We start from the raw sequence: 8,288 nt of genomic DNA on the forward strand, positions 1-8,288 counted from the left end.
TAGAGACAGGCAGTGGCCGGTGAGCGCAACACGGGGCTGTGTGTGCTCCGTGTTGCCTCGTGTCGACTCAGAACGTGTGCAGAACCGCGCGGAAGAACTCGGTCGGCTCGATGGCCTCGACGGGCACCGGACCCTCATTGGCCAAGAATTCGTATCCGGTTTCGGGACCGTACTTCTCGCCGCCCGCCGATACCTTGCCGTTGAGCTGGAACAAGATTTCGATGGAGGGGTGCTGGCCCGCCTGGTACACGGCGCCGGCGTCGAGGCGCAGGAATCCGATCCGGAGGTTGCGTTCGGTGAAGCTTCCCAGCCACTTCTCCGAGACCCCCGCGTCGCCCTGCTGCGCCCAGTCGTAGGCCTGCGGGTTCATCGCGATGACATCGGTGTATCGCGGAGTTGCGAATTCGAGCTTGCGCCCGGTGGCGCGCTCGAAGATCGCCTGCGAGCCATCAACGGTCTGGGGCACGCCGTTGGCGTCGGTGTAGTGGTACAGGCCTTTCTTGAATTCGCCGGTCTTGTTCAGTTCGGCGTTCACCGCCTCGCGTTGGGCGACACTCAGATAGCCGTTACCGCTCGCGCCGCCGGCCTGCAGAACCAGGGTGCGAAGACCCTCGGCGCGCTCCTGCGGCCCGTAGTGGACACTTTCCGGGAAATACCCCACCCACCCTTCCTCGAGGAAGTCGGTCTCGCTGTAGGGCAACCTTCCACTGATGACGTAGCGGATCTGGTCGAAATCGTGCCGATGGCGAGGGGTCCGCCAACCACCACCGCCCGTGTAACCCATGTTCAGGTCGTAATTGTTGGGCGAGCCATCTTCACCAAACAGCAGGTGCTTCTGGTCGAGCTTTCCCTCACGCATGGTTCCGACTCGTTCACTGCCGGTCTCGGATGCCGTGCTTACACGCATCTCTTGCTCCTTCACAAAGTCGATGTCATCCCGCGGCAAGGCCTAGGGGCTGCGGCGTCTCGCCCGCTGTCGTTCCTGCATCAGTACAAGGCGACAATTGACAATATCTCATATTGCGGGATATTGTCTACATCAGTTGGCCGAGACGGTTTCGCCCCTCACCCACTGCCTGCCCACCACGACGCGATGCACGAGGATCGAACATGACGACGACAGCACTGACTCACACCCCCCAGGACTCCGGCGTGCCGGCGTCGGCACGGGATTTCAGCGTCGAGGAGAGGGTTGTGATCGTCACCGGTGCCGCCCAGGGCATCGGCCGCGAGCTGGCGCGTCAGTTCGCCGCGGCCGGAGCTGTTGCCGTGGTGGCCGACCTCGACATCGACAAGGCGGACACGGTCGTCAAGGAGATTCATGACGCCGGGGGCGTCGGTGTGGCCGTCAAGGTGAACGTGGCCGACGAGTCGTCCGTTGTGGCGATGGTCGACACCGTCATCGAACAGTGGGGCCGGGTCGACGTACTGATCAACAACGCGTCGATCTTCGCGACCATCGAGAAGGGGCCGTTCGATCAGATCCCGGTGGCGCAGTGGGAACAGGTGTTGAAGGTCAACGTCACGGGTAGCTACCTGTGTGTTCGGGCGGTGGCCTCGCACATGCGTACGGCGGGTTTCGGCCGCATCATCAACATCTCATCCGATGCGGTGACCCGCGGCGTCGGCAACTACCTGCACTACGTCACCTCCAAGTCGGCGCTGATCGGGATGACCAACTCCCTGGCGCGCGAGCTCGGCGGTCACGGGATCACCGTCAACTGCGTCCGACCGGGCATGGTGGCCACGGAAGTCGAGCGCGCCGTCAACCCCACCGTCGAGGGCCGTGAGCGCGCGGCATCACAGCAGTGCATCCCGCGAGGAATGGTCCCCACCGACCTCGTCGGCATCATGTTCTTCCTGGCCACACCGGCGTCCGCGTTTATCACCGGCCAGACGATCGCTTGCGACGGCGGCTACACCCACAGCAGTTGACCCACCGGACACGCCACCCACAGTCTGAGGAGACCTCGCTCATGAGGCAGTACCCGCACCTATACATCGACGGTCGATGGACTGCACCGACCGAGCCCCGCGAAATTGAGCTCATCGACCCCACCCGCGAGGAGGTCTTCGCTCGGGTGGCTCTGGGGAGCGCTGCGGATGTAGACCGCGCGGTCGCCGCGGCCCAACGCGCGTTCGAGAGTTTCTCCACCACCTCGGCAGCCGACCGAATTGCGTTGATCGACCGCATCATCGACGTATACGAGTCGCACATCGATGAGTTCTCCGAGTTGATCGCGCGCGAGGTCGGCATTCCCGTCAGCAACCGCGCTCAGGTCACGGGCCCGGCCGAACACATGAGGGTGGCCCGGGACCTCCTGCGCGAGTACCCCTTCGAGGCTCGGGTGGGCGGCGCTATTGTCCGTCGTGAGCCGGTCGGCGTCTGCGCGCTCATCTCACCGTGGAACTGGCCGATCCAGACCGGCGTGATCAAGCTCATCTACGCTCTGGCCGCCGGGTGCACGATTGTCGCCAAGCCCAGTCTCAACTCCGCCGCCAGCGGCGTGCTCTTGGCTCAGGTGCTGCACGAGGCCGGTGTGCCGCCGGGCGTGTTCAACCTGGTGAGCGGCACCGGCCGCGAGGTGGGCGACGCGTTGTCCCACCACCCGGGCGTGGACATGATCTCGTTCACCGGGTCCACCGGCGCCGGCAAGGTGGTCGGCGCCGCCGCCGCAGGCACCGTGAAACGTGTCTGCCTCGAACTGGGCGGAAAGTCGGCCAACATCGTGCTTCCCGACGCAGATCTGGAAAAGGCCGCGCGCTGGAACATCCAGCGCTGCTTCTTCAATGCCGGCCAGTCCTGCCATGCCCCCAGCCGAATGTTGGTGCACGAGAGCCAGGTCGAGCAGGTGGCGTCCTTCCTGGTCGACGAGGCACAGCGCTTCCGCCTCGGTGACCCACTGGAGAGTTCGACGACCATGGGCCCGGTCGTCAGTGCCGCCCAGTTCAAGTCGATCAGAGACCACATCCAGAGCGGTCTCGACGAGGGCGCCTGCCTCGTCACCGGCGGGCTCGAGCGCCCTGACGGTCTCGACCAGGGATATTTCGTGCAACCCACGGTGTTCACCGGCGTCACACCGGACATGACGATCGCCCGGGAGGAGGTCTTCGGCCCCGTTCTGGCCGTCCTGACCTACCGTGACGAGGACGACGCCCTGCGCATCGCCAACGATTCACCCTTCGGGCTCGGCGGCTACGTCTTCGGCGGCCAGCGTGAGAATGCCCGCCGCGTCGTGAACGGTCTGCGTGCCGGACGCATCAGCTTCAACGGCGCCGCCACGGATTCGTACACCCCCATGGGCGGTTACAAGCAGTCCGGAATCGGTCGCTCGATGGGCAGGCTCGGGCTCGAAGAATACCTCGAAGTCAAATCCGTGTACGGATTCGAGGACGAAGCGCAAGCCTTGCCGACTCTGTTCGGCTGAAGACACCCCAAGTCGGTCAGGAGCCCCCCAGAACATGAACAACGTCGCCACCCCCCTGCTTCGCAATCCCATGAAGGAAAAGTTGTCCAGGGGTGAGCCGGTGTTCTCGATGACCGTCCGACTCGTGCGGACCGTCGACATCGCCGCCATCGCCCACACCGCAGGTTTCGACTCCATCTACATCGACATGGAACACAGCAGCTTTCCCCTCGAAGCCGCGGGTCAGATCTGCATGGCCTGCACTCACATTGGCGTCACTCCACTCGTCCGCATCCCCGGCCTGGACCCGTTCTTCATCGCCAGGGTCATGGATGCCGGCGCCATGGGGATCGTCGTACCCGGCGTGCAGTCCGCCGACGAGGCGCGCGCCGCGGTCCGTGCCGTCAAGCATGCGCCCACCGGTGAGCGCTCCCTGGCGGGAGCAGCACCCCAACTGCTCTACCGCTCCCTGCCCGCCGATCAGACCGTCCGTGAGCTCGACCAGGCCTCCATGGTGGTGGCGATGATCGAATCCCGGGCCGGGGTGGAGGCGGCCGACGCCATCGCGGCAGTGGACGGCGTGGACATCGTCCTCGTAGGTGCGAGCGACCTCAGCGTCGAGTTGGGTGTCGCGGGACAAGTCGATCACCCCCAGGTGCACGAGGCGTTTCTGCACGTCATCGACGCCTGCCGAGCACACGGGAAGACCGTAGGCATCGGTGGAATGGGTGGGCGGCCGGATCTTATCGACAAGTATCTCGCACTCGGCGCCGGCTACGTCTCCACCGGCAACGACATCTCATTCCTCAGCGCTGCTGCAGCACAGAAGCGTCGGCAGTTCGCCTGATCGCCACACCACGGAACAGGAAGCACACATGAAAATCTGCGTATATGGCGCAGGCGCCGTAGGCGGGCACATCGCCGGACGGCTCGCTGCTGGTCAAGCCGAGGTCTCGCTGATCGCTCGCGGTGAGCAGCTGGCCGCGATCCGACAGCATGGGCTGCGGGTGCAAACCCGTGACGGAGAGCTGGTCTCTCACCCGGTCGCCACCGACCGGCCCGGCGATCTGGAGTCACAGGACATCGTGATCGTCGCGGTCAAGGCCCCGGCCCTGCCCGCCATCGCCGAACACGTCGGTTCCCTGCTCCACCAGGACAGTTTGGCGCTGTTCGTCACGAACGGCATTCCCTGGTGGTACTTCCACTCTCACGACGGAGCCTTGGACGGCACCCAGCTGGGACGGCTGGACCCCGAACAGGCGCTGTGGAACCACATCGGTCCCGAGCGGGCCGTGGGCGCCGTTGCCTACACCGCGTGCAGCGTGGTCGCACCGGGAGTGGTTCGCGCCGGGAACCCCCGTAACCGCCTGATCATCGGACGCCCCGACGGCCAGCCTGACGAACGGCTCGACACTCTGGCCTCGCTCTTGAACCCCAGTGGCCTGGAGGCCACCGTCACGGAGAAGATCCGTGATGCGGTCTGGGCCAAACTGCTGATGAACCTGATCGGCGGCTCGCTGGGCGTCCTCAGCGTCTCACCCATGAAGGATGTCCTCGACAAGCCCGCCGTCGCCGGCACCGCCAAGGCGATGGCGGCCGAGGGCGCCGCCATCGCTCGCGCCCTGGGCTGCGACCCAGGCGATCCCTACGAGGGTCTGAGCAAGCTGGCGACGTCCAGCCACCTGCAGAGCATCGCGCAGGACCTGCAGGCCGGTCGGCCCCTCGAGATCGACGCCATGTTCCGTGTTCCCCTCGATCTGGCCGAACTGGCACAGGTCCCGACCCCCAACCTTGACCTGGTGATCGAACTGGCCACTCAGCGGGCCCGCGCCACGGGCCAGTATCACGACACCAGTAGATGACATCGCAACGGGCTCCGGTAGCAACCCGCAGATCGTGTGGCTCATCGACGGACTCCCAACGGGTTTCACTCCGAACCGTAGCCAGAACCGAATCAGCGGGCGACGCTGGCCAGTGCCTGGACCTGCTTCCGGGTGGTCGTGGCCGACCCGGAGTCCCCGCAGCGGCTCGGATCGACGCCTTCCTGACTTCGGCGCTCGCCGCGAGCCCCGACCACCATCGCAATGCTCGAGCGCGGCGTGACATACATAATTTGACGGTCAGGGCGAGAGCGTCTGGCGCTCCACTTATTTCTCTCGCTTCGGCGAGGAAACTTCCGCGGCTTCCGCACCGATCAGACGTGAATTCCCATGAACCCTCGTGAGTATCGGCAACGGCGCCAGAGGCGTCGCGCCGCTCGGATCGAAGCCCACCGCAAGCGAAACCATCCTGACGCCGAGGCTGAGCACCTCATCGAGTTCGCCATCAGGTGGGCGCCATTTGGGGTCGCTCATGAGGAGGAAGTACTTGTGCACTTCGGAATGACAACGCGCCGGTTCATTGAGCGATTGTGGCAGGTCATTCCTGAATCGAACTGTGTCCATGACGAGATTCGCATTTTGGCGAGCGCATACCCGCACCACTGCCGAACCGGCGGCCCAGGCGGCTGACTGTCCCGGCTCGCGACAACTTGACCGTCACACTACTTACCCCACTTCGCACTAGGTCATTGCTGACCATGTCGTCTGCCGAGAACTCACCCACCGAAAGCTGGAGCACTGTGTCGCATTCACGGTCCTACGGAACCATCGCACCGGAAGTAGCTCGATCGTGGTTGCTCACGGCCGCGTCCCAGCGCGAGACCTTCGACGATGCCGCGCAATCCGGCGCGGATGCCGTCATATTGGACCTCGAGGACGGCGTCCCGACGTCAGAGAAACCACAAGCACGGGACAACGTCCTGACCTGGCTGTCCGGCAGCTCCGCATGGGTGCGCATCAACGATGTCACCACACCGGACTGGGATCTCGACGTTGCCGCCCTGGACGGTTCCCCGGGCCTGTTGGGTGTCGTACTGTCGAAGACCGAAAGCCCCGAACACGTTCAAGCGACGAGCGAGCGGCTGCCCGGTACCCCGATCGTGGCGCTCATCGAATCCGCCCTCGGCCTGGAACGAAGCCTCGGCATCGCCGCGGCAACCGGCGTCATCCGACTTGCGTTCGGCAGCGGAGACTTCCGGCGAGACACCGGGATGCGGTACGACCCTCTCGCACTGGCCTATCCCCGTGCACGCCTGGTCGTGGCCAGTACCGCCGCCGGCATCGCGTCACCGATCGATGGTCCCAGCGCGCGCGATTGCCACGACCTTCCCGCGGATCTGCAACCGGCGATTGCCACGGGAATGACCGGCAAACTCGTCCTCCTTCCCGAGCAGGTGGACTGCATCAACTCGCATCTGAGCCCCTCCCCCGACGAGATCGAGACCGCCCGGTCGGTCATCGAACTTCTCGGGGCCGACGGCGTCCGCATCCGCGACGGGTCGGACCGCCCACGACTGGCAGAGGCGCAACGCGTCACCCGGCTCGCTCAGGCGCTTCGGATCTGAGAGCGCCACGTCCTTGTAGTCGTCTCTGCCGGGACGGTGCCGCTCGCTAGCCGATTCCCACGGAAATGGTGAATGGCGGGGTGAACGGGTCCACCAGCAACGCCAAGGCCGTGCCGTTCGGCGTCTACAAGAACAGCGGCGTCGGTCGCGAACGCGGGCTGCAGGAGATCTACTCGTATACCCCGTCGAAGTCGGTCGGGACTGCCCCCGCCGCAGCTGGCCTATCCCCTTTCACTGCACCAGGCAGACAGACTCACGGTGGGACTGGCCACGCCGGTTCTGTCGAGCGCGGACAACGCCCCAGGCACCAATCCCGACCGTCACGAGCAGGCTCGCCGACGCAGCCACTGGAGTCATCCCGCCCAGTTCATAGGCGACGGGCGCGATGACTGCACCAACCGACCCTCCCATGAACACCCCGACCATGAACAACGTATTGGCCCGAGCTGCACTGTTCTCGTTGGCCGCCAGCACACGACTCTGGTTCGACGTCTGTACCGCCTGGTTGACCAACGTGACCACAAACATTGTCAGCGCAAGCCCCACCAAGACGTAGGCGTCGAAGAATGCGGAGATGCAGGCACACAACAGAACAACCAGAGCCACACCTATGACGGGAACAGGGCCGAAACGTTCGATAGCCGGACCGAATAACGGAGTGACCAGCGCCGCCGACAATCCCACGAACCCGAACATCCCCACCTGCAGAATGCTCCAGCCGTACGGTTCAGCGGTCAGATGCAACACGCTGACCGTCCAAAACATGTTGAATACGGCGAACACGAGAAACTGAAGGACCGCCGACTCGATGAGTTCGGGGCTGCGAGTGGCCAAACGCAGCGTGTCGCTCAGCAACGCGCGATATTTCGCAGACGGCGCCGACGGCATCCAGGCCACGTCGAGGGCTCTCCTGGTGAACGGAACAGTCGCAAGCACCATGCCCGCGAACAACAGGACGACGAACCGCCATCCGATCGAGTCGGAAAGAACGCTCGAAACGATGCGACCGCCGAAGACCCCGAGTAGCAATGCGCCCACCATCGTTCCGGTCGCCGTCGCGGCTTTACCCTCCGGCGCGAGTGTGCTGACCGCGGGAATGAGAACCTGGGCGATGTTCGCGACCAGTCCCGCCGCGAAGAAGCTCGCCGCGAGACCTATGATGGACGGCATTGCTGCACAGCACATCAACGTCGCGGCGAGCGCGAGCGATTGGACGCTGACCTGCCGACGAGGGTGCACTCGGTCGGCCAGCGGTACGAACAGGAAGATGCCGCAGGCGTAACCGATCTGCACCGCTGTGGCCACCGAGGCAGTCGCGATCGCAGGAGCACCAAAACTCGTTGGGGACTGCCCCCACCCTGGTTGACACACGGGGTGTGCAGTTTCAGGCCGCGTGTGCGGTCTGATGGAGCGTCTCATATTCGACGGGTGTCAGT

General features: G+C 64.7%; 8 protein-coding genes. 6 read left to right on the forward strand and 2 right to left on the reverse strand.

From position 1 onward, the window contains the following. Positions 1–67: 67 nt before the first annotated feature. Positions 68–907, reverse strand: a complete 840-nt coding sequence (locus AC1D1G_RS22190) for a hypothetical protein (RefSeq protein WP_283351273.1) — start codon at positions 905–907, stop codon at positions 68–70. Between the two features lie 203 nt (positions 908–1,110). On the opposite strand from AC1D1G_RS22190, the gene AC1D1G_RS22195 reads away from it, so the two are divergent. The 6 genes from AC1D1G_RS22195 (at position 1,111) to AC1D1G_RS22220 (ending at position 6,852) form a co-directional block, all read left to right on the forward strand. Beyond that, positions 1,111–1,935 carry an SDR family NAD(P)-dependent oxidoreductase gene (locus tag AC1D1G_RS22195; protein WP_283351272.1) on the forward strand — a complete coding sequence of 275 codons (825 nt, stop codon included), beginning with the start codon at positions 1,111–1,113 and terminating at the stop codon, positions 1,933–1,935. 41 nt (positions 1,936–1,976) lie between these two features. After that, entirely contained in the window at positions 1,977–3,428 is a 1,452-nt protein-coding gene (locus AC1D1G_RS22200) for an aldehyde dehydrogenase family protein (protein WP_283351271.1), read from the forward strand. Positions 3,429–3,462: 34 nt separating this feature from the next. After that, on the forward strand, positions 3,463–4,254 hold the full coding sequence (locus tag AC1D1G_RS22205; protein WP_283351270.1) for an HpcH/HpaI aldolase family protein: 792 nt from the start codon (positions 3,463–3,465) through the stop codon (positions 4,252–4,254). Positions 4,255–4,282: 28 nt separating this feature from the next. After that, positions 4,283–5,269 carry a ketopantoate reductase family protein gene (locus AC1D1G_RS22210; RefSeq protein WP_283351269.1) on the forward strand — a complete coding sequence of 329 codons (987 nt, stop codon included), beginning with the start codon at positions 4,283–4,285 and terminating at the stop codon, positions 5,267–5,269. Between the two features lie 348 nt (positions 5,270–5,617). Beyond that, a complete protein-coding gene (locus tag AC1D1G_RS22215; RefSeq protein WP_283351267.1) occupies positions 5,618–5,917 on the forward strand; it encodes a hypothetical protein in 300 nt (99 codons plus the stop codon). 110 nt (positions 5,918–6,027) lie between these two features. After that, a complete protein-coding gene (locus AC1D1G_RS22220; RefSeq protein ID WP_317568727.1) occupies positions 6,028–6,852 on the forward strand; it encodes an HpcH/HpaI aldolase/citrate lyase family protein in 825 nt (274 codons plus the stop codon). 231 nt (positions 6,853–7,083) lie between these two features. Here the strand turns inward: AC1D1G_RS22220 and AC1D1G_RS22225 are convergent, their stop codons facing one another. Beyond that, positions 7,084–8,271: an MFS transporter gene (locus AC1D1G_RS22225; RefSeq protein WP_477953688.1), complete on the reverse strand. Its 1,188-nt coding sequence runs from the start codon at positions 8,269–8,271 to the stop codon at positions 7,084–7,086. Positions 8,272–8,288 lie beyond the last annotated feature (17 nt).

The organism is Rhodococcus sp. P3_B8 (assembly GCF_056402775.1).

What these genes read in the sequence shown, in the direction of transcription:
- AC1D1G_RS22190 (WP_283351273.1), bottom strand. Translation starts at nt 907, where the DNA reads ATGCGTGTAAGCACGGCATCCGAGACCGGCAGTGAACGAGTCGGAACC.
- AC1D1G_RS22215 (WP_283351267.1), top strand. Translation starts at nt 5,618, where the DNA reads ATGAACCCTCGTGAGTATCGGCAACGGCGCCAGAGGCGTCGCGCCGCT.
- AC1D1G_RS22200 (WP_283351271.1), top strand. Translation starts at nt 1,977, where the DNA reads ATGAGGCAGTACCCGCACCTATACATCGACGGTCGATGGACTGCACCG.
- AC1D1G_RS22205 (WP_283351270.1), top strand. Translation starts at nt 3,463, where the DNA reads ATGAACAACGTCGCCACCCCCCTGCTTCGCAATCCCATGAAGGAAAAG.
- AC1D1G_RS22195 (WP_283351272.1), top strand. Translation starts at nt 1,111, where the DNA reads ATGACGACGACAGCACTGACTCACACCCCCCAGGACTCCGGCGTGCCG.
- AC1D1G_RS22225 (WP_477953688.1), bottom strand. Translation starts at nt 8,271, where the DNA reads ATGAGACGCTCCATCAGACCGCACACGCGGCCTGAAACTGCACACCCC.
- AC1D1G_RS22210 (WP_283351269.1), top strand. Translation starts at nt 4,283, where the DNA reads ATGAAAATCTGCGTATATGGCGCAGGCGCCGTAGGCGGGCACATCGCC.